Source organism: uncultured Roseibium sp. (assembly GCF_963675095.2).
Classification (GTDB): Bacteria; Pseudomonadota; Alphaproteobacteria; order Rhizobiales; family Stappiaceae; genus Roseibium.
Window position 1 is genome coordinate 1 of sequence record NZ_CAXXSJ010000035.1, and the last position, 26,468, is coordinate 26,468.

Annotated in this window: 19 protein-coding genes and 1 pseudogene; 11 read left to right on the plus strand and 9 right to left on the minus strand. The window is 59.7% G+C overall.

Annotated elements, in window-relative coordinates:
* From ABIN98_RS13785 to ABIN98_RS13805, 5 genes are all read left to right on the plus strand, one after another.
* Window positions 1-512: 2OG-Fe(II) oxygenase (locus tag ABIN98_RS13785; protein WP_346910795.1), on the plus strand; the 512-nt coding region annotated here is incomplete at its 5' end.
* A 395-nt stretch (window positions 513-907) separates the two neighbouring features.
* Window positions 908-1,393: a bacterioferritin gene (gene bfr / locus ABIN98_RS13790; RefSeq protein WP_346910797.1), complete on the plus strand. Its 486-nt coding sequence runs from the start codon at window positions 908-910 to the stop codon at window positions 1,391-1,393.
* Window positions 1,394-1,750: 357 nt separating this feature from the next.
* Window positions 1,751-3,097 carry an efflux RND transporter periplasmic adaptor subunit gene (locus ABIN98_RS13795; RefSeq protein ID WP_346910799.1) on the plus strand — a complete coding sequence of 449 codons (1,347 nt, stop codon included), beginning with the start codon at window positions 1,751-1,753 and terminating at the stop codon, window positions 3,095-3,097.
* Between the two features lie 58 nt (window positions 3,098-3,155).
* Window positions 3,156-3,842 (plus strand): ABC transporter ATP-binding protein, encoded by a 687-nt coding sequence (locus tag ABIN98_RS13800; RefSeq protein ID WP_394701502.1) that lies wholly within the window; start codon window positions 3,156-3,158, stop codon window positions 3,840-3,842.
* Entirely contained in the window at window positions 3,842-5,047 is a 1,206-nt protein-coding gene (locus tag ABIN98_RS13805; protein WP_346910803.1) for an ABC transporter permease, read from the plus strand. Before ABIN98_RS13800 ends, ABIN98_RS13805 begins: the two co-directional genes overlap by 1 nt.
* Before the next feature lie 69 nt (window positions 5,048-5,116).
* Here the strand turns inward: ABIN98_RS13805 and ABIN98_RS13810 are convergent, their stop codons facing one another.
* Both ABIN98_RS13810 and ABIN98_RS13815 read right to left on the minus strand, forming a co-directional pair.
* A complete protein-coding gene (locus ABIN98_RS13810) occupies window positions 5,117-9,532 on the minus strand; it encodes an ATP-binding protein (RefSeq protein ID WP_346910805.1) in 4,416 nt (1,471 codons plus the stop codon).
* A 340-nt stretch (window positions 9,533-9,872) separates the two neighbouring features.
* The gene (locus ABIN98_RS13815) at window positions 9,873-10,655 is read right to left on the minus strand and encodes an AraC family transcriptional regulator (RefSeq protein WP_346910806.1); all 783 of its coding nucleotides are present in this window, start codon (window positions 10,653-10,655) and stop codon (window positions 9,873-9,875) included.
* Between the two features lie 304 nt (window positions 10,656-10,959).
* Here ABIN98_RS13815 and ABIN98_RS13820 point away from each other — a divergent pair, with 304 nt between their 5' ends.
* A complete protein-coding gene (locus ABIN98_RS13820) occupies window positions 10,960-12,051 on the plus strand; it encodes an MBL fold metallo-hydrolase (RefSeq protein WP_346910808.1) in 1,092 nt (363 codons plus the stop codon).
* Window positions 12,052-12,871: 820 nt separating this feature from the next.
* On the opposite strand, the gene ABIN98_RS13825 is transcribed toward ABIN98_RS13820, so the two are convergent.
* The 5 genes and pseudogenes from ABIN98_RS13825 to ABIN98_RS13845 form a co-directional block, all read right to left on the minus strand.
* On the minus strand, window positions 12,872-14,740 hold the full coding sequence (locus ABIN98_RS13825; protein WP_346910809.1) for an FUSC family protein: 1,869 nt from the start codon (window positions 14,738-14,740) through the stop codon (window positions 12,872-12,874).
* Complete coding sequence (locus ABIN98_RS13830; protein WP_346910811.1) at window positions 14,737-15,228, minus strand: MarR family winged helix-turn-helix transcriptional regulator; 492 nt, start codon at window positions 15,226-15,228, stop codon at window positions 14,737-14,739. The genes ABIN98_RS13825 and ABIN98_RS13830 overlap by 4 nt, the downstream gene beginning before the upstream one ends.
* A gap of 529 nt (window positions 15,229-15,757) precedes the next feature.
* A complete protein-coding gene (locus ABIN98_RS13835) occupies window positions 15,758-16,804 on the minus strand; it encodes an IS110 family transposase (protein WP_346910813.1) in 1,047 nt (348 codons plus the stop codon).
* Between the two features lie 490 nt (window positions 16,805-17,294).
* Complete coding sequence (locus ABIN98_RS13840; protein WP_346910880.1) at window positions 17,295-18,773, minus strand: AMP nucleosidase; 1,479 nt, start codon at window positions 18,771-18,773, stop codon at window positions 17,295-17,297.
* Window positions 18,774-19,279: 506 nt separating this feature from the next.
* Window positions 19,280-20,329 (minus strand): annotated as a pseudogene (locus tag ABIN98_RS13845) (IS110 family transposase).
* Window positions 20,330-20,571: 242 nt separating this feature from the next.
* Between ABIN98_RS13845 and ABIN98_RS13850 the strand changes: the two are divergent.
* The 5 genes from ABIN98_RS13850 (at window position 20,572) to ABIN98_RS13870 (ending at window position 23,668) form a co-directional block, all read left to right on the plus strand.
* A complete protein-coding gene (locus tag ABIN98_RS13850; RefSeq protein WP_346910815.1) occupies window positions 20,572-21,255 on the plus strand; it encodes a DNA-3-methyladenine glycosylase I in 684 nt (227 codons plus the stop codon).
* 131 nt (window positions 21,256-21,386) lie between these two features.
* On the plus strand, window positions 21,387-22,526 hold the full coding sequence (locus tag ABIN98_RS13855) for a site-specific DNA-methyltransferase (protein ID WP_346910816.1): 1,140 nt from the start codon (window positions 21,387-21,389) through the stop codon (window positions 22,524-22,526).
* Between the two features lie 327 nt (window positions 22,527-22,853).
* Window positions 22,854-23,060, plus strand: coding sequence for a cold-shock protein (locus ABIN98_RS13860; RefSeq protein WP_394701501.1), 207 nt, complete (start codon window positions 22,854-22,856; stop codon window positions 23,058-23,060).
* A 220-nt stretch (window positions 23,061-23,280) separates the two neighbouring features.
* The gene (locus tag ABIN98_RS13865; RefSeq protein WP_346910818.1) at window positions 23,281-23,502 is read left to right on the plus strand and encodes a hypothetical protein; all 222 of its coding nucleotides are present in this window, start codon (window positions 23,281-23,283) and stop codon (window positions 23,500-23,502) included.
* A 22-nt stretch (window positions 23,503-23,524) separates the two neighbouring features.
* Complete coding sequence (locus tag ABIN98_RS13870; protein WP_346910819.1) at window positions 23,525-23,668, plus strand: hypothetical protein; 144 nt, start codon at window positions 23,525-23,527, stop codon at window positions 23,666-23,668.
* Window positions 23,669-23,858: 190 nt separating this feature from the next.
* On the opposite strand, the gene ABIN98_RS13875 is transcribed toward ABIN98_RS13870, so the two are convergent.
* Together ABIN98_RS13875 and tyrS are read right to left on the minus strand one after the other, a co-directional pair.
* Complete coding sequence (locus ABIN98_RS13875; RefSeq protein WP_346910821.1) at window positions 23,859-25,013, minus strand: IS4 family transposase; 1,155 nt, start codon at window positions 25,011-25,013, stop codon at window positions 23,859-23,861.
* Window positions 25,014-25,167: 154 nt separating this feature from the next.
* Window positions 25,168-26,448 carry a tyrosine--tRNA ligase gene (gene tyrS, locus ABIN98_RS13880; RefSeq protein WP_346910823.1) on the minus strand — a complete coding sequence of 427 codons (1,281 nt, stop codon included), beginning with the start codon at window positions 26,446-26,448 and terminating at the stop codon, window positions 25,168-25,170.
* Window positions 26,449-26,468: the final 20 nt, after the last annotated feature.

Consider the following 26,468-nt stretch of genomic DNA (forward strand, 5'->3'; position numbering starts at 1 on the left):
CCGAGGCGACGGAGATCATCCGGCTCAGCGAGGACGGCCGCCAGAAACGGGGCGGACTGGTGGGCGGCACGCGCCACGACAACATCCGCCGCGCCGAGATTTCCTGGCTGGACGACCAGGGGACGGCGGGCTGGGTGATGGACCGGATCGTCGATGCGGTGGCGCGCGCCAACCGGGACACGTTTTCGTTCGACATTACCGAATTCAAGGAGCGGCTCCAGGTCGCCGCCTATGACGAAACGGACGAAGGCCATTACGACTGGCATTCGGATATCGGCGACGGCCCGATCGCCCGGTACCGCAAGCTGACCATCGTCACCCAGCTGTCGGAACCGGACGCTTACGAGGGCGGCGAGCTTGAGATTTCGCTGGGCGGAACGGCGAAGGTCTCGCCCCGGGACCTGGGCTCGGCCACCCTGTTCGCCAGCTTCATGCTGCACCGGGTCGTCCCGGTCTCGCGCGGCACCCGTTATTCCCTGACCTGCTGGAGCCACGGCCCGCACTTCCGTTAGGTCACTTAACCGGGTAGTATCTTAGGGTCAGGACCCATTAATTTTACACATTCTGCGGGAGTGACTTTGTCTGCTGACAAGGCAGAGAGCCGCCGGAAACCATTTGGTTTTCAAGGATCTCTAACGCCGTCAGGAGGCAAAGACGCCCCGCCCTTCGGGTTTACCAGGGAGGGTCGGCCTGACCGCAAAATCGAGCTTGGATAGGAATAACCTGTCCTGCACTCGCTCTCACGCCCATTCCACCCCTCCCTGGCAAACAGAATGAGCAAAATTAATGGGTCCTGACCCTAGATTGCACAGGCTTTTTTCCGCCGATCGGAGTCTTGTGCTGGACAAAAAAAGTAGAATTATTCTAAACTACAGACCAACGAGCTCGAACCGGAGAGGCCATCGCCATGAAAGGCAATCAGAAAGTTATCGACCGGCTGAATGAAGCCCTGTTCCTCGAACTGGGAGCTATCAACCAGTACTGGCTGCACTACCGGCTTCTGGCCGACTGGGGCTATGGGAAGCTGGCGAAGAAGGAACGCGCCGAATCGATCGAGGAGATGGAACACGCCGACAAGCTGGTCGACCGCATCATCTTCCTGGAAGGCCACCCGAACCTGCAGAAGATCTCGTCGCTGCGCATCGGCCAGAACATCAAGGAAGTTCTGGAATGCGATCTCGCCGGCGAATACGACGCCCGCGAATCCTACGCCAAGTCCCGCGAAATCTGCCGCGAGGAAGGCGACTACGTCTCCATGCAGCTGTTCGAGAAGCTGCTCTCCGACGAGGAAGGCCACATCGACTTCCTGGAAACCCAGCTGGAACTCCTGGAAAAGATCGGCATCGAACGCTACGGCCTGCTCCAGGCAGAATCGGCCGACGAAGCCGAGTGAGCGGAAAGCTTCCGTTTTCATCGAGAGATTTCGACGCGGCTGCCATCGGCGGCCGCGTTTTTTAATTGATGGGAGTGCTGCCGAGAGTGGCAGGGCCCTGCCGCTTGCACCTCTCTCCCCCCTTGGGGGGGAGATGTCCGTGTCAACGGACAGAGGGGGGTGAACGGCCTCCCGGCAATCCGAAGCTTCTGAATATGGCGCCACCGCTGTTACCCCCCTCTGTCACCTGCGGTGACATCTCCCCCTCAAGGGTGGAGACGGGAGCAAGAGGCGCGGCCTTGCCCCGCACACACCCGCGACCGAGTGCCGCCCTTTGGCCGCTGCTCCTTCGCGCTGCAATATTGTTTGACTAAACTCATGGCCGCCGCGGGCACCGATGCCTATATCCTTGCGGCAAGACCAACAGCGGACGGCGCCATGCTCGACAAGAATAGCCAAACCGGTTCCAGCGACGATATCGAGACCGTTCTGGGCGTCACGCCCACGGCGGGCAGCCGGGCGAAGCGGGTCGTCAAGTGGGCGGTGCTCCTCGCGATCGTGGCCGGGGTCGGCTTCGGCGGCTACCGGTATCTCGGCGCCGGGGACAAGACCGACGGGCTGAGCTACACCACCGATGCGGCCACCACAGGCGACATCGTCGTTCTGGTAACGGCGACCGGGACGGTGGAGCCGACCAACCAGGTGGAGATTTCCAGCGAGCTGTCCGGCATCGTGCGCACCGTCGACGTGGATTACAATTCGCAGGTCAAGGTGGGGCAGAAGCTGGCCGAACTGGATACGGACAAGCTGAAGGCAACCGTGGAAAGCTCCAAGGCCAAGCTGAACGCGGCCCTTGCCCGGGTGACGGAAGCCGAAGCCACCGTGGTGGAGAAGGAAGAGGACTACAAGCGCAAGGTCTCGCTCGAGGAACGCAAGATCATTTCCATGCTTGAACTTCAGACGGCGCGGGCCGCCCAGGACCGGGCGCTGGCTGCCCTGGAAAGCGCCAAGGCCGACGTGACCGCCGCCCGCGCCGAACTGAGGCTTCACGAAACCGACCTGAAGAAATCCTGCATCTGCTCGCCGATCGACGGCGTGGTGCTGAGCCGCGACGTGGATCCGGGCCAGGTGGTCGCCGCCTCGCTGCAGGCGCCTGTGCTGTTCACCATCGCGGAAGACCTGAAGAAGATGGAAGTGCAGGTTGATGTCGACGAGGCCGACGTGGGCAAGGTGAAAGAAGGCCAGACCGCCGTCTTCACCGTGGATGCCTATCCGTCCCGCCATTTCGACGCGGTGATCCGCGAACTGCGCTTCGGCTCGGAAATCGTTCAGGGCGTGGTCACCTACAAGGCGGTGCTGACCACCGACAATTCCGAACTGCTGCTTCGCCCGGGCATGACCGCGACGGCGGAAATCAAGGTGCAGGAGGAAGACGGCGTTCTGACCGTTTCCAACGAGGCCCTGCGCTACATTCCGCCGAGCGCCAATGCGCCGAAGGACAACCGCAACTTCATCCAAAAGCTGATGCCGCACCCGCCCCGCTTTTCCCAGGCGAGCCGGCCGGAGCCGATCGGCAACGAGCGCGAGATCTGGGTGCTGCGCGACGGCAAGGCGGTGCCGGTCATGGTCACCATCGGCATCACGGATGGCAGCCGGACCCGGATCGTCAAGGGCGACATTGCCGCCGGCGACAGGATCATCGTCGACGCCCAGTCTTCCAGCTGAGGCGACGGTAATGGACGCCCCTAACCTCAACTCTACCCCTCCCCTTGGCCAGCCGGTGATGCGGCTGAAGACCGTCGCCAAGATCTACGGCACCGGCATGGCGGAGGTGCGCGCGCTCGACGGCATCGACCTGACGATCCGCGAGGGCGAATTCGTCGCCATCATGGGCTCGTCCGGCTCGGGTAAGTCGACGGCGATGAACATCCTCGGCTGTCTCGATACGCCGACCAGCGGCACCTATCTGTTCAAGACCGTGGACGTCGGCAAGCTTTCCCGCGACCAGCGCGCTCTGCTGCGCCGGCATTATCTCGGCTTCGTCTTTCAGGGCTTCAACCTGCTCGCCCGCTCCTCCGCGGTGGAGAACGTGGAACTGCCGCTGATCTATCGCGGCACCAAGTCGGCCGAGCGGCGCCGGCTTGCCATGCGCGCGCTGGCCCACGTCGGTCTCAAGGGCCGCGAGCATCACTTCCCCGCCGAGCTCTCCGGCGGCCAGCAGCAGCGGGTGGCCGTTGCCCGCGCCATCGTCACCTCGCCCAAGGTGCTTCTGGCGGACGAGCCGACCGGCAACCTCGACACCAAGACGAGCCTGGAAATCATGGAGCTTTTGAAGGCGCTCAACGAGGAGGAAGGCATCACCGTCATCATGGTGACCCACGAGCCGGACATGGCCGCCTATGCCCACCGGATCGTCCGCTTCCAGGACGGCAAGATCAAGACCGACGGCCACCAGGCGGAGCCCGCCTGATGCTTTGGGAAACCTTCCGCCTCGCCCTCCAGGCGCTCCGGCGCAACGCGCTCCGCTCGTTCCTGACCGTGCTCGGCATCGTCATCGGCGTCGGCGCGGTGATCGCCATGGTCACCATCGGCAACGGCACCACGAGCAAGGTCGCCGAAGACCTTTCCAAGCTCGGCAGCAACCTGCTGTTCGTCCGCCCCGGCCAGTTCGGACCGGGGCGCTCCAGCGCGGAGGCCAAGGCCTTCAACGCCAGGGACGTCGAGGCCCTTCGCGCCCAGTTGCGCGGGGTCAAGGCGGTCGCCCCGGTCGCCCAGACCTCCGGCACGGTCATCGTCGGCACGGAAAGCCGCTCGTCCACCGTCATCGGCAGCGACAACGACTTCTTCATCGCCCAGGACTGGACCATCGCCTCGGGACGGCAGTTCCTGGGCGGCGAGGTCCGCAGCGGCCGGGCGGTCTGCCTGATCGGCCAGACGGTGCGCGAGGAACTGTTCGGCCCGATCTTCCCCATCGGCCAGCGGGTGCGGGTGAACAAGGTCTCCTGCGAGGTGATCGGCACCCTGCAGGCCAAGGGCCAGTCGAGCTTCGGCACCGACCAGGACGACGTCGTCCTGATGCCGCTGCGCACCTTTCAGCGGCGCATCGCCGGCAACACCAACATTTCCACCATCTATGTCTCGGCCAAGGACGACGTGGAGACCTCCAAGGTCCAGGGCAACATCGAGCGCCTGCTGCGCGAGCGGCGCGGCATCACCGGCAACGAGGAAGACGATTTCAGCGTGCGCGACATGAAGCAGATCGCCCAGACGCTGACCTCCACCACCGCCATGATGACCGCGCTTCTGGGCGCGGTCGCCGGCGTCAGCCTGCTCGTCGGCGGCATCGGCATCATGAACATCATGCTGGTCTCGGTCACCGAACGCACACGGGAAATCGGCATCCGGCTTGCCATCGGCGCCCAGGCCTCCCAGGTGCTGATGCAGTTCCTGGTGGAGGCGGTGGTGCTGTCCATGTTCGGCGGCATCGTCGGCATCCTCGGCGGCCTCGGCCTGGCGCTGCTCGCCTCCAGCACCATGAACATCCCCTTCATGCTCGACTGGAAAATCGTCATCATCGCCTTCGCCTTTTCGGCGGCCGTCGGCATCCTGTTCGGGTTCTTCCCGGCACGGCGGGCGGCACGGCTGGATCCGATCGAGGCGTTAAGGCATGAGTGAGGGGGGAAGGAGAAATTGTTACTTTCATGGAACTGCCACAAAAAACTAGCCATTTAGATGCCAATCACATCAAGCAAGGCGACCTTCCTTTTCGAAAGCACGGGCCATGCATACTATTTTTTCCGCTTCCATAGTCCATATCGTCGTAAAGCTCCTCCTACCAAATTCCTCTCCGCTTTCGACGTAGACTTCCTTAGCACCTCCAACTACCCATATCGGTCGGATGCGTTCTTTAACGCACATTGATATAAAAGTTTCTCTGGCAATAAGCGCAGTACTCGGCCCTTCAAATCTAATAGATGGATCGAAGTAAATTATTTTATTCTCATTGTTCGCATAAATTACGTCTCGACCGTCCACTAGTTTAAGATTGAGAATATTCATCAGCCACGGAGCAGGAAGTTCAACTGAAATATTTTGGCGTAGGCTCAAATCATAATGACCAGACTCCTGTAAAAACTTAACTGTTGTGCCCCGAGCCTCAACTGGAGCTGGACTATTCCAAGCTCCCCCCCAGTATTGAGTCCACCCTAAATGAGAAGAATTGCGCCAACCGTGCTCACCCAGAAATACCTCTGAGGCGCGGTCATCACTTAGCCCAAGTGCATACGAATCGAGCAATATTTTACCTTTTAAATGGTCGATAGCGTCGTCCACATTATCTTCATGAACCACTAAGCAATTCAGCCGCATCCAAGTCGTACGGCTAACGTTTGACGTCTCTTGCGTCGTGCCGGAACGGCGAAAGTGCTGAAAACTGCACAAGGGTAACCAGAGACGATTTTCGCTATCGGGGGCAAGTTCTATTAATGTGCGGGTATTGAGGAAATCAGCATCACTCCTCAACCAGTCACTTGCCTGCTGAATCGGCATTGCTGCCGGTTTGAGGACGGCTGGCATCCAAAAAGTTGTATCCTCAAAAGAGGCCCATCCCCAATCAGAACTTCCATCTATCAAATGGGAGGGGTCAATATCGCGAAGGCTCCTAATTGTCTCAGCATATTGCTCGATCCATTCACCATTTGCAGCCGAACAGTTGTCTGATATTCGAGCCATTAGCTCTCTAAGAGCAATCCATTGATATTTTTTTCCAATTCGCTCTTGCCTGTGGCTCTGTCGGCCATGCCCACAATAAGAGTCGAATTGTCCGTGTAGATTTTCGCTCCACCCCAGTTCGTGTGCGCGCATGCAAACCCATCGCCGCGCCCAAGGAAAATTGAATTCCGCCGGATACTTCGTACTCCAGCGCTTGGAACCAGGTCGCCATTGGTTCGCCATAGTACGATATCGTTCAAATCGATCAGTCCCTAAAACTTCCTCGAACTGTGCTTCTAACTTTTTATAGCGCTCAGCAGTTTCTCCTCCCGCATATGCCCACGCATTGTCCTTCGCCCGGAGATCGTTAATCTGATCGTGAAGGTCCCGCATTTCAGGGGTTGCATATGTGTCGAATTCGGCTTTCCAAATCCAATACATGTCTTCATCTGTCGGCAGAGATTCGGTCCCCCGAGGAGCCGCAGCCCAACCGCCGATAACATTCTTAATAATATATCTCGCAAAATCCCCATGTTCGCCCGTTGACGATACTATCTCGTCAGTTGATACGTAGCCGTTGCGATATGTTCTTGTATAGTCAGCGATTTTTTGGTCAGGGACGTACTCAAGAGGCCAAGTACTCTCAAAAGGCGGTTCTGTCGAAATACTTTCGGAGATGTCTAATTTACAGCCTCTAGCATTTGCTAAACTCAATAACGAGGAAAGGTGGTCTCGCCAAAGAATATCAAGTGGGAGTCGACCGTGAACAAAGAATAGACCGACTACCTCTTGCGCCAATTCCGATAGTTGAAAATCATCCCATGCGGATTGAAGGGCAGCACCGTATATAGCTGCGGCTAGTCGCTCACCAACATAGGGATCGTCAACTTTATCGAAAATGTTAAATAGCTTTACTCCGACCAAAGGTTGGGCGTCTAACAGCGCAATCAGTGCCTTTGTTGCGCGGTCACGAGCACTTCGGCTTGAAGTCGTTAAGCACCACGTCAGAGTTATTGCTGCCAATTCCGCAGTTTTTGGATCTAATTCATCGCGACGGGTCTCGAGCGCCCAATCAATTAGGTCATTCAGCGGAGAGTTACTGTGTTCAATATTGTCATCTGTATTAAGAGCAACATAGATTGACCATTGAGCGTCTCTTTCGGCCATCGGCTTCGCAATGAGATTCCGATGTAGCTCATGCGCGTCAAAATGACTTGACGCATCAAGCGATAGGCGCACGCGAATATCAATAGGAGCACTCTCACCATGATGTTTTTCGAGTAGCTCCAGAGTTCGTTCCGTAACACTTTGGGGGGCGCGGACGCTAACTGTCGCAGGCGAAACAGATCTTAAAACAATCCACCTACTGGAAAATTGACCGATTAGGTCTGGTAATTCTGCTCCAGTACGTTCTGGTAGCTGCACCGCCAATGCGTCAAGAACACCCCAAGGGGTTTCCTTTGAAACGCATGCTTGAACGAGCGGAGTTTCAGCATCCAGTGTATCTAAAGTGGCATTATCCAACGTGTCATCGAGGATCGCTGACGCTGCAACATGTTCGCCAAACCGCTCAAACGTAAAACGCACGTAGTCCTGTCTTTGCCCCTCCGCTAGTAGCGGTTCTATTGCAAGCACGCCTTCACTTTCCAGATGGAATAGAAGATCTCCAGCCAAATTTCCCTGGTTAGCGTATATGGCGTCCACGATCTCCTCAGCGCGCCCAAAGGCAATATAAGGGTCTTTAGTATCGCGAATTTCGCTCGCCAGTGCTTTAATTGCACGATCTGGAATTTGGCGCCGCGGATTTAATCGTAGTTTACGCTCAAGCATATCGCAGACCGCAGAGCGGAACATGTCAAACACCGCTGTTACGCCACGTAGACCTTTGGGAAAACGCTTTTCGTTCTTATGGTCAAGCGCGTCACAACACGTCTTAAGAAAAAGCGGATTACGAAGCTCGTCTTCTAAAAACGGATGGTCAGGAAGAAATATCCCGCGAAGTTTAAGATAGTTTCGCGCATCTCGATTTGAAAAACCTCGATGCTCAAGCCGAGGAAGCTGTGTCTCATCTATTTGTGGCGGCACTAAAATCGGAAGATAAGTAGACCGGCACGACAAAACGAGAGCAATATTTCGAAATCTAGAAACATCATGGAGAAACATAGCGAGGCGATCCGGCCATATGTCTCTTCCGTGGCGTTCGTTGATAGCATCGATGCAAAGCAGCGCCCGAACGCCAGCAGCTTCTCCAGCAGCATCTAGCGCACCTAAGAAAGTGTCACGCGTATAGCTATGCGGTAATCCCAATTGCTCTAAAATTTGTGGCCATATTTCTTTGTCTTGAAGTGTACCACCAAGAAAAATTAGAGCGGGGCGACTTTTTTCTATTTGCGCTGCACATGCATCCGCTATCAAATGTGACTTACCTGCCCCGGCCTCTCCAGTTACAAGAACTGAAGAAGCTGAAGCAAGATTCCAAACTTTATCAGACAGAAACTCTACAAGTGAGCTGAAAATTTCCGCAGCTCGACGGGATGCGGATCCCATGTTTTCGCTGGGTTGTTCACAGGATGAATCTTCCTCTGATTGCCATTTTTGCCTTAGGTAAGAATGAAAGAATTGTTCACATATTTCCAACGCTACTTTAGCTTCTTGCAACCACTTCTCTGTTGGCCATTCTGCTCCGGCAAGGTCTTCAACAGCATCGAAAGCTACAGCTATTTGCTGAAAAGCGCTTTTTTGCGCTTCATCGAGATTGCAAGAACGGAGCATATCATTTGCAGCATCTCGGACAGATTTCCGTTTAGCCGCAAGTTCCCGTAATAATTCAGGATTCCGTGAGAGCCCTAATAGCGACCGCCTTGCAGGAACGTCTACGTTAGTCTCTTGTGTGTAGCGTGCGCCTAACGAAAATAGGGTTCGTTCAAACTGCTCCTTAAACCAATCTAGTGCAAGTATTGTAGTGTCAAACCAATAAAGAATACGACCTGAGCGATTGGGGTCATCGGAAGTTAGACGTTCCAGAAGTTGCGCTTGACCCCAGTACCTAATATCAAGATGACGCCCCTCTTTTCCAACTTCGGCAACCCAACTGTCTCGCCATTCGATGAATTCTGCGAGCGGTGTTTGTTTTGCCCCACGTGCGTCAGAAAGATCAAAAGGTAAGCATACCGTAATCACTTCTAGATTTGGATGCTTTTTGATCGCAGCTTCTAAGGATTTATTGAGGCTACGCTTTAGATTTGCATCAAAAGACCAAGAATACTTTACTTGCCAACCGTGTTCAGCGCCGTCAGCAAACCTAACGAAACACTCCAATCCCGCATCGCGCCCTTTTCCTTTGCGAAAGTACTCGGCGTTATTCGGTCGCTTTTCGAGAGCAGCTAGCTGACAAACAAGCTCCTCAAAACCGTCTGCTTGGCGGCCGTTGAGCGGGGCGGATTTTTGCAAAATCGACAGTGGGGAAGTGACTGCTCATCTATCTTCGCCGACAAGTGAGAAATCGAAAATAGAAAATAAGCGAACTCAATTTCTTTGATTTTATTTTTTTAAAGTCTTCGTTCATCACGATTTTAAAGCCAAATATTGAACTACATTTCAAAACCAACGAACTATGGCCTCAAAATTCAATTCGAGAAGGTATTCTAAATTAGCATACAACCGAAATGAAAGCGTGTTTTCGCCTTCATCCACTACTTAAAACTTACTTCCTTGTTCGGCCTTGATACTGACACAGCTTTTGTTTTTGCATTTCCGCGACTACACCCTCCCTCCTCTCTCAGTCCCCCCATCATCCCCCCGCCGCCGCAGCCCTAAAATCACTCGGGCTACTGCCCCGGTTCCGCTTGAACGCGACGCTGAAGGCAAACGGGTCGGTGTAGCCGACCTGGGCGGCGATGGTGGCCAGGGTCTGGCCGCGGTGCTGGAGGAGGTCGGCGGCGAGTGCCATGCGGTGGTTGGTGAGGAAGGTGATCGGCGGTTCGCCGACGACCTCGCGGAAGCGGCGGGCGAGCGTGGCGCGCGACACGTGGCAGCGGTCCGACAGGCTCTCGATGGTCCAGGGGCGGGCCGGTTCGGCATAGAGGAGCTTGAGCGCGCGGGTGACGACAGGGTCGCCGTCTGATTTCCAGTCGGGCGCGGAGGCGGTGTCGGGCCGGGAGGCCCAGGCCTTCAGCGCCGATGTCAGAAGAAGGTCGACCAGCCGGTCGAGCACGGCGGCCTGGCCGTCCTCGTCGCGGATCATTTCCTCGCACAGGAGGTCCACCAGCGGCGAGCGCCACTCCTCGCGGGTGATCACCAGGACCGGCGGCAGGACGGCGTTGAGCCGGTCGCTGGTGCGGCTGAGGTTCTCGTAGGCCGCCACAGCGAAGACGGTGTCGCCGGCGGGATCGTTGCCCCAGGTGCGCACGCCGTGGAGCATGCGTTCGCTGACCGAATTGCCGTCCTTGTCGCGACAGTCCTGGCCGCGGAAGATCGTCACCGTGGGCGCGCGATCCGGCGTGTCGGCGATGATGTAGCGGGTTTCGGCGCGGGTGATCGCGATATCGCCGGGGGCGGATTTCGACGGGGGCACTGGCGTCGGCCCCACTATCACCGGAAAGCAGCCAGAACGTCGACTTCACCCCCGCAAGCAGGGTCAGGGGCGATTCCGGTTCAACAAGGATCGACCACGGCGCGGACATGCTTGCTCTCAGGGCAAACGCATCGCGCGCCCGTGTCCCTTCCAGCATGTTCAAAATCGCCGACATGAGGGCAGATTAGACGATCACAAATGCTTTTGGAACTGGCGACCATGGGCGAAAGGAGGGTCCGCGGTCATTTTGCCGCCGGGTCGCAGAAAGGTTGCGACACCGCACTTTCGAAGAGGACCAGGACCAATGAAACTCATCACCACACGGCTTGCCGCCTGGACGATCGCGGCGATCGTTTCCGGGCTTGCCATGAGCGCCGCCGCCCAGACTGAAACCAAAACTGCAACCAATCCCGGCAACACCCTCAAGGGCCACACGGCCGATACGGTCAGCATGGACCCGACGAGCCCGAGCTATTTCGGCAATTTCGCGCCGGAACTGGCAAAGACGGTGGCGCGCAAGCCCACGCTCGATCCGGAGACCGGCCTCGCCGTACAGGAGGTCAAGCCGGGGCTGTTCTACGTCACGGACGGCATCTACCAGTCGGCGTTTCTGGTGACGGACGACGGCATCGTCGTGTTCGACGCGCCGCCGAGCTTCGCCGACCGGCTGCCGGCGGCGATTGCGCAGAACGCATCGGGCAAAAAGATCACCACGCTGATCTACAGCCACGACCACGCCGACCACATCGGCGGCGCGGGTGTCTTCGCCGGGGTGCCGGGGCTCGAGGTCATCACGTCCCGCTCCGTTGCCGACAGTCTGGAAGGCGATGGCTATGCGGGCGTGATGGCGCCGACGCGCACCTTCGAGGACCATCTGGAACTCAAGCCCGGCGGGGTCGACATCCGGCTCGACGCGACGTCCTACCATTCCGAGGACGAGGACGTGATCGCCTACCTGCCGCAGCTCAAGTTCCTGATCGCGATCGACACGATCACGCCGGGCGAGGTGCCGTTCATGAATTTCGGCGCGACGGCCGATTTCGGGCGTTATCTGACGGTGTTCGACACGCTGCTGGATTACGATTTCGATATGCTCTTGCCCGGTCATATCTCGATCCTCGGCACCCGGCAGGACGTGATCGACAACCGCGACTATGCCTTTGACGTGCGCGACACGGTGCTCGCCAGGATGGAGACCATGTACCAGAGGTTCGGCGAGATCCATGCCGCGACCAACTATGCCAACGACAACCTGACCTATCGCATGGCGATCGAAAGCATGCGCAACGAATGTGCCGCCGAGATCATCGACCGCTGGTCGGAGCGCCTGTCGGTGGTTGACATCTACGCCGACAGCCACTGCGAGACGGCGATCCTCTATTACATCATGCACTGATGAGGAGAATGCGCCCGGCGTCCGGAGGTCTCCGGGCGCCGGCCGGCTGATCGGCCTAAGTTCGACTGAATATGGCAATCCGCTTGATCTGAGCGTTTGTTGTCATCCCAGCGAAGGCTGGGATCCAGTAATCTATTGAATCTGCTTTCTTTTCCACTCGCCGGCCACACGGAGTACTGGATCCCGGTCTTGCCGCTACCGCGCCAAACCGGGATGACAAGCGGGGAGACCATCGCGTGTCTCTAAGCCGGACAGCAATGGGCGCCGGCCGGCTGTCCGGTCTACTTACGAATTCTTTCGACAAGCGTTTGACATATCGCGGGTTTTCCTGCTCCGAATTAAAGCGGATACGAAAAACAGTTCCGCTCCCTCCCGTCTCCCCCCTTGAGGGGGAGATGTCGGCGTGAGCCGACAGAGGGGGGTGAAACGGTGCCGCATTTTCTGAAAGCCGAATTTTCCGAGAGGCTTATACCCCCCTCTGTCTCCTGACGGAGACATCTCCCCCTCAAGGGGGGAGAGGAATACAAGCGGATAAGCCCGGGTTTTCAACACATTCGCCGGTAAACCGGAGATCTCCGGGCGCCGGCTGTCCGGTTTAAGTTTGACTGACTGTGGCAATCCGCTTGACCCAAGAGTGTGTTGTCATCCCAGCGAAGGCTGGGATCCAGTAATCTATTGAATCTGCTGTCTTTTCCACTCGCCGGCCACACGGGGTACTGGATCCCGGTCTTGCCGCTACCGCGCCAAACCGGGATGACAAGTGGGGAGGCCATCGCGTGTCTCTAAGCCGAACGGCAATGGGCGCCAGCCGACCGTCCAGTCACGCCGCTTTTTGCGGGAGGCCGGACAGGGTTTCCAGCCCGGCGAGCGCATCGCGGAAAAGGGCCGCTTCCGGACCGGGGCGGCGGATGCCGTGGCGGGACAGGATGCTGCGGGCACGGGCGGGCTTCAGCGCGTTCTGGGACAGGCGGGCGAGCAGCGAGCGGGCAAAGCGGCGCTCGGCGGCGGGCCTGGTCTCGTCCCGGCTGATGCGGTGGCACCACATGGCCGTGTGGCCAAGATTAAGCACGGCAAGGGCCGCGCCTTCCGCTTCCCCCTGAGCCCTTGCGGAGCGGCCGGACAGGCGGATCAGGCGCAGGGTGCGGTGATAGAGCCGGGCCTGCCAGTGCAGGCGGTGGTCGAGCGCCTTCGGATCGGCGGCCAGATCGTGCAGGTCGTGCAGCATCGCCTCGCGCACCGTGTCGATCCGGCGCCTCAGATTGGCCGGGTAGATCGTCAGATAGGCGAGCATGGCGGCGAGCGGCGCGGCGACGACCGCAAGGCCTGCGGCCAGCGAGGCGTCGAAGGTGCCGGTCAGCGGCCAGTGCGGCTGGGACATGAGCATCAGCACCATATTGTAGTCGAAGCTGACGGCGACGGTCCTGTTGTGGCCGATCAGGAGCGGGCCGATCAGGATGAACGGCAGGGTGAGCCCGATCATCTGCCATTCGGCCTGCGCACAGGGCCAGACGAGCCAGCGCAGCGCCAGCGCGCCTGCGACGCCCAGGAGCTGGCCGACAAAGACGGAGCGCATCATCTGCGACGGGTTCTCGAAGGTGGAAAACAGCGAGATCATCACCGACAGGCCGAGCAGCATGAAGGCGCCAACGCTCCAGCCGGTGGCAAGCCAGAGAATGCCGAAGACCATAAGGGCCCCGAAGGCCCGGAGGCCCGCTTCGCGCGCGCCGACCCAGTCCCGGTGCAGAATCCTGCGGGCGGGTTTCGCCTTCGCCGGTTCCGGGCCTTCGTGCCAGGCGTCGAGGGCGCTTTCCAGCGCCTGCAGCGTGTCGATGAAGCGGGGCGAGACGCCGTCCAGGGCGGCGGCGGATTTCAGTGCCCGGCGTGCGGCGGCCAGGTCTTTTCCGGCGATCGCGGCGGCGGCGTCGGCGAGAAACTCGCGGAAGCCGGCGGGCTGGCGATCCCCGTGGGTCCAGAGCAGAAGCGGTGTCGCGGCTATCAGGAGCGCGCGGGTCGAGCGGATCGTCTGGCGGCTGCGGAGCGAGCCGGCGCCATGTGGATCGAGGCTTTCCTCGACCGCGGCGAGTTCCGCCAGCAAGCGGCCGCGTTCGTCCGGCACCTGCGCCGTCCGTGCCGCATGGGCAAGCATTTCACCGAGCAGGTCCTGAACGCGCTGACGCAGGCGACCGGTTTCCATGGCCGGGGCAAACAGCGAGCCGATCAGGGTGGCGACGGCAACGCCGGTCAGGACCGTGGCGAGACGATCGGCGCCGAGGCTCAGGACGTGGTCCGGATGGGCGGCGTCCAGCAGCGACACCATGGCCGCTGTGTAGCCGGCGAGCACGGTGCCATAGGCGGCAAAGCCGCGCTGCAGGTTGCCGACCCAGGTGCAGGCGCCGACCCAGGTTGCCAGGCCGACGATCAGCAGCGCCGGATGGATCTGCATGGCGACCACGAGGCCGATGCCCACCGCCGTGCCGACGATGGAGCCGAGCACGCGGAACAGGCTCTTTTCCCAAAGCTGGCCGCGCGTGGGCTGGGAGGCCGCCCAGACGGTCATGGCCGCCCACTGCGGATGCTCCAGCCCGATCAGCCAGCCGAGGACGAAGGCGATGGAGGCGGCGATGGCGGTGCGAAAGGCAAACGCCAGACGTGCGGGATCGAACCCGTATGCGGACAACCTGGCGGTCATTCTGCTGCCTCCGCAGGGGACGCCTCGCCCAGGGCGGTCTCAACCAAAGCCGCCTCGACCTTGTTGGAGATTTTCGAGAAGGCCCGCAGCATCACCGCCACTTCCGTTTCATCCAGGCCGGAGAGCAGTTCCGCTTCGACCGCGATGAGCTGCGCCTTGATCCGGGCGACTTCCACCCGGCCGGCCTTGGTCAGGACGATGAGGCGCGCGCGCCGGTCGTTCGGGTCGACCTGACGTTCAATCAGTTTGCGCTCAGACAGAATGTCGAGCAGGCGCACCAGCGTGGATGTGTCGAGCCCCACGAGTTCGGCCAGGGCTTTCTGGGTGATGCCGTCACCGCCCGCGTCGAGATAGACGAGCGGGGTCCAGGTGGCGTCGGTCAGGCCGGTGGCGGCCAGTTCCGCATGGATCACCTTGCGCCAGCGGCGCGAGAGCGTGACGAACTGAAAGCCGAAGAGGGCCTTGGGAGAGGATGCATTTGAGATCATGCGAATAAGTGTGCCTCAAAATAATTGGCATTGCAAACTATCTTCCTGCAAGCCAGCCATGCGTGGATGTGGGGGGGTGCCCCACCCCGCGGCTGTCATCCCTGTCTATCGAGGCACCCGGCTTGTTTAGTTTGGTGAGTTGGGTGTGAATGGGAGCGAGCGGAGCGCCGAGTCATCCCCGGTTGGTAAGAACCGTCGGCCAGCGTGGCGTCCGCTGGCCGCAGCGAAGCGGAGAGCCGGGACCCATATGTGGACGGCCCCGTGGTTGCAAGGTTGAAGTTGGCAGGTGTTCCGGATCGCTTGCGGTCATATGTACGGCCTGCTTTGCGGCCGTTTTGCCGCTGGCCAAGATGGGTTCCGCAGCGGATGGGATCCAAACAGTACAGCGATATCGGCCTTGAAGCCGCCACTGGATCCCACGGTATTTCCCATCCGCCTCGGTTCGACCGAACACACCTTCTCATCTTCCCTTGCAAGTTCCTCTGTCGCGCCAGCCTGTCTTTGGCCGGGGCAAGTGTTTTGTCGATCGTCAGGCGAGTCCCGGTTGCTCTTGCGGTGACTGCGGGTGATAGGTTTCGCCGCTGACCATCAGCTTCCAGGCGATGCGCGCCAGCTTGTTGGCGAGCGCGACGGCAGCCAGCTTGTGCGGCTTGTGACGACACAGTTTCTCCAACCAGGGCCAGGGCGTTTTGATCCTCCCCTGCCGGCACTGCAGCAGAACGGCGCTTGCGCCGGCAACCAGGGTGGCGCGCAGCATCTCGTCCCCGGCGCGGGTGATCACACCGAGCCGGTTCTTGCCTGCCGTGGAATGGTTTTTCGGCGTCAGGCCGAGCCAGGCAGAAAAATCGCGCCCCGATTTGAAGGCATGCGCGTTGCTCACCTTGATCGCCAGCAGGGTCGCACCAACCGGACCAATGCCCGGGATGCCGGCCAGCCGCTGGCTGAGTTCATCGGCACGGTGAAGCTCTCGCAGTTTTGCGTTGAGATCGGCTATCTCCTTGTCCACTCGCGCGTAGTCACGGACCAGCGTTTCGAACATATCCCGTGCCATCTCCGGCAGCGTCTCGTCCGCGCGGATCCGCTCGACAAGCCGGTCAAGCTGGAACAGGCCCTTCGGGGCAACCAGACCGAACTCTGCCGCAAAGCCGCGGATCGAATTGGAAAGCTGCGTACGCCGGCCAAGGAATTGCCCTCGCAGCTTCGCCAGCATCTGCGCAGCTTGCTGCTCTGGACTTTTCACCGGCACGAAGGTCCGGGCCAGCTTCGGACGGCTCATCGCCTCGCAGATCGCTTCCGCGTCCGCCGCGTCCGATTTGCTCCGCTGCACATAGGGCTTGACGTATTGCGGCGGGATCAGCGCGACCTCATGCCCCAACTTCCGTAACTCCCGAGCCCAATAATGCGAGGCTCCACAGGCCTCAAGGCCCACCTGCGCCGGAGGCAACCCGGCAAAAAAGTCGAGAACCTGACGACGGCGAAGCTTCTTGCTCAACACCGGATGGTCCCCAGCATCCACACCATGCAATTGAAAAACAGAATTGGACGTATCCATTCCAACGCGGCTAATATTGTTCATGGACGGCTCCATCGTTTGAGATCTTTAACAACCTCATTCTGGCACATCGATGCCGTAGGGGCCGTCCACCCCAACAGTATTCCGTGAGGCCTGTTGTTTGAAAGGATAGGACACGGGGTACTGGATCCCCGATCGCGCTTCGCTTGTCGGGGATGACAACTGTGCGAGTGGCGAGGCTGTGCCAAAACTCCCTCTCCCTGTGGTCTACTGGATTCAAACATCTTCGCCCTCCCTGCCATTTGCCCGATGAGAGTGGATTGCCCGGACTTCGCCGTGCAATGACACCGGGGGAATGGCAAGGCTTACCCAAACACACTGCGTCATCACACGGCGAAGTCCGGGTGATCCAATCCACCTCGCCACACATCCCGATCCACCCGGTGCGGCTGGAGTGGAAATGAAATGTGTGAATGTTGTAGCCCATTGAGAAAGGTTACTTGGAGCGTGTGGCCAACGACGGCGGGTCGAATGCGCCTCCGCCCCCTTCCCCCTACTGAAACGCCGTCTCGGCGAAGCTTCGGAGTTTGCGGGAATGCAGGCGATCGCTCGGCATGCCGCGGAGCTTTTCCAGGGCGCGGATGCCGATTTCCAGGTGCTGGGCGACCTGGCGCTTGTAGAAATCGGTCGCCATGCCGGGGAGTTTCAGTTCGCCGTGGAGCGGCTTGTCGGAGACGCACAGAAGCGTGCCGTAGGGCACGCGGAAGCGAAAGCCGTTGGCGGCGATGGTGGCCGATTCCATGTCCAGCGCGATCGCGCGCGACTGCGAGAAGCGCTTGACCAGGTCGCTCTGGTTCCAAAGCTCCCAGTTGCGGTTGTCGATGGAGGCGACGGTGCCGGTGCGCATCACCCGCTTCAGCTCGTAGCCGTCGTAGCCGGTGATCTCCGCCACCGCGTCCTCCAGCGCCACCTGCACCTCCGCCAACGGCGGGATCGGCACCCACACGGGAAGATCTTGGTTGAGCACATTGTCCTCGCGCACATAGCCGTGGGCCAGCACGTAGTCGCCCAGCGTCTGGCTGTTCCTGAGACCCGCGCAGTGGCCGAGCATCAGCCAGGCGTGGGGCCGAAGCACCGCGATATGGTCGGTGATGGTCTTGGCGTTGGACGGGCCGACGCCGATGTTGACCATGGTAATTCCCGCACTTCCCTTGCGCTTGAGGTGGTAAGCCGGCATCTGTGGCAGTTTGGAAAGCTCCGCCCCGGATGACGGCGCGGTTTCTCCGGCGCGGGTGATCAGGTTGCCCGGCTCGACGAAGGCCTCGTAGCCGCTGTCCGGATCGGCCAGCAGCTGGTGCGACATGCGGCAGAATTCGTCGATATAGAACTGGTAGTTGGTGAAGAGCACATAGTTCTGGAAATGCTCGGCCGCCGTCGCCGTGTAGTGCTGCAGCCGGTGCAGGGAATAATCCACCCGCGGTGCCGTGAAAGAAGCGAGCGGCAGGATACCGTCGGTCGGCTCGTAGGTGCCGTTGGCAATGGCATCGTCCATCAAGGACAGGTCCGGCAGATCGAAGACGTCGGCCAGCGGCCGGTCCAAGTTGGCGGCTGCCGCCCCGCCCTCCACATGGGTGCCGTCGTAGAACGCGAAATGCAGCGGGATCGGGATCTCGGAATCGCCAATCATCACCGGCCGGTCGTGGTTGCGTAGCAGCAGATCGATCTGGTCAGTCAGATAGGAGCGGAACAGGTCCGGGCGGGTTACGGTCGTGGCATGAACACCGGGGCGCGAGACGAAGCCGTAGGAGAGACGGCTGTCGAGGCGGGCGTGACTTTCGGTGGAGATCTGCACCTGCGGATAAAACGCCCGAACGCGGCCCTGCAGCGGTTCACCTTCCAGATGCCGATAGAACGCAGTGCGCAGGAATTCCGTGTTGGCCTCGAAGATCTCGATCAGCCGGTCGACCGCCTTGCCCGCGTCCGTGAAAGCTTCAATGGCATGGGCAGGCGCCAGTTCCACCGGGCGCGTCACCGGGGCTCTGAAATAGCCGGATGTGTCGGACAAGACCGTCTCCTTGTTGTTATCGTTGTGGGCTCAGGATCGCATGTTCGCTTGTCCCGTCAATGACCCTGCCACGGAATTTTGAAAAAATTTTCACGGACGGAAGAATTTTTTGGATTTCTATCTCGACTGCCGTGTAAAGGCACGGCAGTCGCATACACTCCATTGTCATCCCAGCGAAGGCTGGGATCCATATGTGGACGGCCCCGTGGTTGCAAGGTTGAAGTTGGCAGGTGTTCCGGATCGCTTGCGGTCATATGTACGGCCTGCTTTGCGGCCGTTTTGCCGCTGGCCAAGATGGGTTCCGCAGCGGATGGGATCCAAACAGTACAGCGATATCGGCCTTGAAGCCGCCACTGGATCCCACGGTATTTCCCATCCGCCTCGGTTCGACCGAACACACCTTCTCATCTTCCCTTGCAAGTTCCTCTGTCGCGCCAGCCTGTCTTTGGCCGGGGCAAGTGTTTTGTCGATCGTCAGGCGAGTCCCGGTTGCTCTTGCGGTGACTGCGGGTGATAGGTTTCGCCGCTGACCATCAGCTTCCAGGCGATGCGCGCCAGCTTGTTGGCGAGCGCGACGGCAGCCAGCTTGTGCGGCTTGTGACGACACAGTTTCTCCAACCAGGGCCAGGGCGTTTTGATCCTCCCCTGCCGGCACTGCAGCAGAACGGCGCTTGCGCCGGCAACCAGGGTGGCGCGCAGCATCTCGTCCCCGGCGCGGGTGATCACACCGAGCCGGTTCTTGCCTGCCGTGGAATGGTTTTTCGGCGTCAGGCCGAGCCAGGCAGAAAAATCGCGCCCCGATTTGAAGGCATGCGCGTTGCTCACCTTGATCGCCAGCAGGGTCGCACCAACCGGACCAATGCCCGGGATGCCGGCCAGCCGCTGGCTTGAGTTCATCGGCACGGTGAAGCTCTCGCAGTTTTGCGTTGAGATCGGCTATCTCCTTGTCCACTCGCGCGTAGTCACGGACCAGCGTTTTCGAACATATCCCGTGCCATCTCCGGCAGCGTCTCGTCCGCGCGGATCCGCTCGACAAGCCGGTCAAGCTGGAACAGGCCCTTCGGGGCAACCAGACCGAACTCTGCCGCAAAGCCGCGGATCGAATTGGAAAGCTGCGTACGCCGGCCAAGGAATTGCCCTCGCAGCTTCGCCAGCATCTGCGCAGCTTGCTGCTCTGGACTTTTCACCGGCACGAAGGTCCGGGCCAGCTTCGGACGGCTCATCGCCTCGCAGATCGCTTCCGCGTCCGCCGCGTCCGATTTGCTCCGCTGCACATAGGGCTTGACGTATTGCGGCGGGATCAGCGCGACCTCATGCCCCAACTTCCGTAACTCCCGAGCCCAATAATGCGAGGCTCCACAGGCCTCAAGGCCCACCTGCGCCGGAGGCAACCCGGCAAAAAAAGTCGAGAACCTGACGACGGCGAAGCTTCTTGCTCAACACCGGATGGTCCCCAGCATCCACACCATGCAATTGAAAAACAGACTTGGACGTATCCATTCCAACGCGGCTAATATTCTTCATGGACGGCTCCATCGTTTGAGATCTTTAACAACCTCATTCTGGCACATCGATGCCGTAGGGGCCGTCCACCCCAACAGTAATCTGGAGCGCCAGCCATCTTTTCCGATCGCGGGCCACACGGAGTACTGGATCCCGGTCTTGCCGCTGACGCGTCAAACCGGGATGACAAGCAGGGGAAGAGAAACACCTCTGGATGGCAAGCCTGGCAGGCTGCTATTCTGTTGCTTTCAGGGAGGGCCCACATGCGTTTATTCAGCCAGATCGAAGACCTCGCCAGAGCCCGCAAGGGCGGGGCGGAGGGTCTTGCGGACCTGCTCAGCGGTCATCAGCCGAAGACGCCAGCGGAGCTGCGCGAGGTCGGCGACGACCGGTGGCTTGCCATGTTCACCCGCTGCATCTTCCAGGCGGGGTTCAACTGGAAGGTGATCGATGCCAAGTGGGACGGGTTCGAGGAAGCCTTCCACGGTTTCGACCCGGCGTTCCTCGCCTTCCAGCCGGATGAATTCTACGATCAGCTGGCGTCGGACACGCGCATCGTGCGCAACGGCGGCAAGATCCGCTCCGTTGCGGACAATGCCCGGTTCATCTGCGACCTCGCCAAGGAGCACGGCAGTGCGGCCGCCTTCTTCGCCGATTATCCAGTGACCGACCAGACCGGGCTGATGGAGCTTCTGAAGAAACGCGGCAGCCGGCTCGGTGGCAACACCGGGCAGTATGCGCTGCGCTTCATGGGCAAGGAGAGTTTCATCCTGTCGAAGGACGTGGTTAATGCCCTGATCCGTGAAGGCGTCATCGAAAACGATGCCCTGTCGAAAAAAAATCTGGCCGCGATCCAGGCCGCATTTAACGAATGGAAAGCCGCCTCCGGCCACAACCTGAACGAAATCAGCAGAATTCTGGCCTTTTCCGTCGGGACAGTCGATTAACCTCTCGTAAAGCTTTTACCAGTGTAAACAAACTATTGAAATTACGGTATTTTTCTTTTTCGCGATTTAACCGCTGATTTACCAAACCCGGTAACCATGACACTCGAAATTGCGTGAGGTATTGCGTCGCAATGAGAGTACTGCGTACCGGGGTGTCCGCCGTGGCACCCCACCCGTCCCATCAGCCGGCCGGCGATGCCGCCTGGCTCGACACGATCCTGAAGGGCGACTGTGTTGCCGCCCTTGAGAAGCTGCCTTCGAAGTCGGTGGATCTGGTCTTTGCCGATCCGCCCTACAATCTTCAGCTCGGCGGCGATCTGCACCGGCCCGACCAGTCCAAGGTCGATGCCTGCGACGATCACTGGGATCAGTTCGAAAGCTTCGAGGCCTATGACGCCTTCACCCGCGCCTGGCTCATGGCCGTGCGCCGCGTGATGACCGACAACGGCTCGATCTATGTGATCGGCTCCTATCACAACATCTTCCGCGTCGGCGCGATCCTGCAGGATCTCGGCTTCTGGATCATGAACGACATCGTCTGGCTGAAGTCGAACCCGATGCCGAACTTCCGCGGCAAGCGCTTCACCAACGCCCATGAGACGATCATCTGGGCGACGAAGTCGAAGGACTCCAAGCCGACCTTCAACTATGACGCGTTGAAGGTGTTCAACGATGATCTGCAAATGCGCTCCGACTGGCACCTGCCGCTGTGCACCGGTGCGGAACGGCTGAAGGACGACGCGGGGCAGAAGGTGCATCCGACCCAGAAGCCGGAATCCCTGCTCTACCGGGTGCTGACCGCCTCGTCCCAGCCGGGCGACATCGTGCTCGACCCGTTCTTCGGCACCGGCACCACCGGGGCCGTCGCCAAGAAACTCGGCCGGCATTTCGTCGGCGTGGAGCGGGAACAGGATTACATCGACGCCGCCACCGCGCGGATCGAAGCGATTGAGGCCGGTTCCGGCGTCTCGCTGGAAATGCAGAAGGGCAAGCGCGCGGAAAAGCGCATTCCTTTCGGCACCCTGCTGGAATCCGGTCTACTTGAACCGGGCACCGAGCTTTCCTGTTCCAAGGGCAAACATCTGGCCATCGTGCGCGCCGACGGTTCGCTCAAGTCCGGCGACCACACCGGCTCGATCCACAAGGTGGGCGCGCTGGTGCAAGGTCAGGAGGCCTGCAACGGCTGGACCTTCTGGCACGTGAAGAAAGGCCGCGCCCGCTCGCCGATCGACGAGCTGCGCAAGGAAATCAGATCCCGTCTGCAGGCATAAGCACGACGGCTTTCGCGACTTCCCCGCGAACCTCACGCCTCCGGTGAAAGCCGGAGGCGTTTTTATTTTCAGATTTGAATTATTTTTTTGGCCGGAACAGCCCTGTTTTCAAAGAGTTTTTACGCAAAAAATCGCAAAAATACTTTTTCTTCAAAAAATAAAGATGGATTATTTACCCGATACCACCTATGTATTCGTCATAAATTATTTTGGACCAGCGTTTACTTCGACGTAAAATATCGAATTATCTGTACAAATCCATAAAATTTATCGCAATGGAAGCGGAGAAAACCTTTTCTCCGCAAGTGCGTTAATTCGGAAAAAATCATGAAAAACGGAACTGTAAAATTCTTCGACAGCCAGCGCGGTTTTGGCTTCATCACGCCTGACGACGGTGCCAAGGACGTGTTCGTCCACATCAGCGCCCTGCAGAGCGCCGGCATCGAAACCGTGGTCGAAGGCCAGCAGCTGACTTTCAGCGTCGAGCAGGATGCCCGCGGCCGCTTTAACGCGACCGGCCTCCAGGCCGCCTGATTTAACCGGCTGATCTCCGGCACGCCCCGCAAAGGGCGTGACAGGATCCAAACCACGATCTTATCGGGCGGCAGGCAGCGACACTGCGCCGCCGCCCGGTACCCCCCATCGCAGCGACTCCGTCGCTGCGGGCCTTATGGCATAGATCTGACCTACCTCCTATTGGGTGCGACAAGATCTGCCAAGGCCGCGGCTTCACCCCGCACAAGGAAAATCTGAAATGGCACTTCATCGATACTCAATCGGACAACAGGTCCGCATGACCGGCTGGCGCCGGCAGTCGACCGGTCCGGCTGAAACGTTCCGCGTCGTGGCGACCCTGCCTGAGCGCAACGACCTGCTTCAGTACCGTATTCGCAGCGACAACGAGCGCCACGAACGGGTCACGACCGAAGACAATCTCGAAAACGCAGACGCCGCTTCGTTCTGGAAGTCCGCGTAATACTCCCTGGAAGGAACGGTCAATGGCCAAGGGCCAAATGCGCGGCAACCGCGAAAAGAGAAAACCCAAGCAACCGAAAAAGGTCGAAGCGGCACCCGTCGCCTTCGGCTCTCAGGTTGAAGCAATCAAGAACCGGGAAACTGCCGGTCGCAAAGGCAAGTCCTGAGGCGGTACTTTTTCCTGACGGGCTGACCAACCAGGTTCCCACGTCGGCACCCCTATTCGAACGCTACCAGCGCCTCCGGCTCCGGCCGGGGGCGCTTTTGTGTTAACGAGGCCTGCGTGTCGGCGCCCCCTCCCTTTCCTCCTGATCCGGCATCTCCGTCATGCCATGGCTTGACCCACTGCTGTCCGGTTTAAAACACAGGCTGGAATAGAGACATCTGTCGGTTGTCAGTTTGGTGTCTTTGTTGTGTTTGTTTGAGATTGCTGATGGGCCGTCTGTGCATGAGATTGAGGCGGACGAGACGGATGAATGCGATGGGTTGTTTGACAGCCTTCTGACCTGCCTGGGCCATGCGCAGCAGGAGATAGGTGATAAGAGCCACGAAGATCTGGATGCGCACGGCATTTTCCGAGTTGCCCAGGAAGTGTTGGATTTTCAGGTTCTGCTTGATCCATTTGAAGAACAGCTCGATCTGCCAGCGCTGCTTGTAGAGGGCCGCGATTTCCTCGGCCGGAGCATCCAGATCGTTGGTCACCAGACGCAGGATCTTGCCGGTAGAGATACGCACCAAGATCTCGCGCACCGGATTCTGGAAGGGATTTTTGCGCGAGCGGGCCATGCGTCGGGGCAACAGGCCAATACGGTCGGAGAGGATTGCTCCTCGCTCCGGCACAGCGTTTTGTGCGCGCACTTCAAGATGGGTATTGGCTTTGAGCCGGGTGATAAAACGAGCCCCCTTGGCGTCGAGGTCCGCCCACCAGGCGAAGTCATAATATGCCAGATCAAAGACATAGGTCATGCCCGGTTCTGGCTCGACCTCCTTTGCGGGAGTGAGGTCCGTGACCTTCTGACCCGTGATAGCCAGCTCCACGGGAACGTCTGCCAGCGGATCGTAGGTGACATGCAACTTGACCGCCCGATGCCCGCTGACCATATCGGCCCATCCACCGCTTAAGGAGGAGACCTCAACGCGCGTCGCATCGAGAATGCGCACAGCATCGCTTATGTGACGGCGGGTAAGCCGACCAGCCTTTGCCGCCATATGGGCAAACAGATCGGCAAACAGAGCCGCAGGCCGGCGGGCATTGGCATCGGCCAGCGTCGCACGCGCCACACAGCGCCCTCCGACGTGATAGAGCCGGGCCTGCTGGCTCGCCAGTCCGGCCTCGATCTCCCGCAGGCTCACCGCACCGGAAAGCTGGCCAAACAGCAGCGCTAGAAGCTGGCTCTTCGCCGTCAGTTTACGCGCGCGGTAATCAGCACGGTGCTTGTCCACCAGTCTGTCGAACACACCCCAGGGAACAAGCTTTTGAACCTGATGAAAAACGCTATTGTAGTGCCGCATGACATTGATCTCCTGCTCGTGTCCAGAACGCCGCGAAACGTCTGAAACCGAGTAGAATCAATGTCATGCACTCAGGCCAGTTTTTTAAACCGGACAGCAGTGGGCTTGACCATGGCATGACGGAGGCGGATGTTTCGGGTGAAGCTTGCTCATCTCACCCGAATTCCACCAGCGCCTTGCGCCTCTTGCCGACGGCCAGGGATAGGCGTTCCTCAGCACCGAGGTCGTCGCTGGTAATCCGGCGGCGGGGATCGTCCACTATCTGACCGTTGAGCCGGACGCCGCCGGCTTCGACCAGGCGGCGGGCCTCGCCGTTGGAGGCGGCGAAGCCGACACTGACCATCAGTTCCAACAGGCCAAGGCCGTCGGCGAGCCTTTGAAGCTCCATCCTGTGGGTCGGATCGGCGATCTCTCCGGTTCCGGAAAACAGCGCGTCGCCCTGCTCCAGGGCCGCGCGGGCCGCGTCCGGTCCGTGGACGATGGCGGTGACCTGGGTCGCCAGGATCTTCTTGGCCTCATTGAGTTCGGCGCCCTGAAGCTCCGACAGGCGGATCACCTCGCTGATCGGCAGTTCGGTGAAGAGCCGCAGGAAACGGGGCACGTCGGCATCCGCCGTGTTGCGCCAGAACTGCCAGAAGCCGAAGGACGACAGGTGCTCCGGGTGAAGCCAGACGGCGCCATCCGCAGTCTTGCCCATCTTGGTTCCGGCCGCCGTCGTCAGCAGCGGGACGGTCAGGCCGAACAGGCGGCGCGCGTCGCAGCGTCGACCGAGCTCGATGCCGTTGACGATATTGCCCCACTGGTCGGAGCCGCCGATCTGGAGCGTGCAGTCGTGGCGCCGCGCCAGTTCCAGGAAATCCACCGCCTGCAGCATCATGTAGCAGAATTCCAGCACGGTCAGCGGTTGCTGGGCCTCGATGCGGGACTTCACGCTGTCGAAGGTCAGCATGCGGTTGACGGTGAACTGGCTGCCGTAGTCGCGCAGGAATTCCAGGAAGCGGAATTCGGTGAGCCATTCGGCGTTGTCGACCATAAGCGCACCGTCCGGCCCGCGCATGTCGACGAGTCGCTCCACCGAGCGGCGGATACCGGCGATGTTGGCATCGATCTGTTCCCGATCCAGAAGCGGGCGGGCGTCGTTGCGAAAGCTCGGGTCGCCGACCTGGCTGGTGCCGCCGCCCAGGACGATGATCGGCCGGTGGCCGAGCTTCTGCAGCCAGCGCAGGGTCATCAGCGGCATCAGATGGCCGACGTGAAGGCTTGCCGCCGTGGCGTCGAAGCCGGCGTAGGCGGTTACCGAGCCTTTGCTGAGCGCCTCGTCCAGCGCTTCGATGTCGGTGCACTGGTTGATCAGGCCCCGTTCGAAGAGCACCTGGGCTGCTTCGGATTTGAGTTTCGTTGCCGGCTTTCCGGCTTCAATCATGTGAGTGGTCATGTTCGGCTTCCTGGGGATCG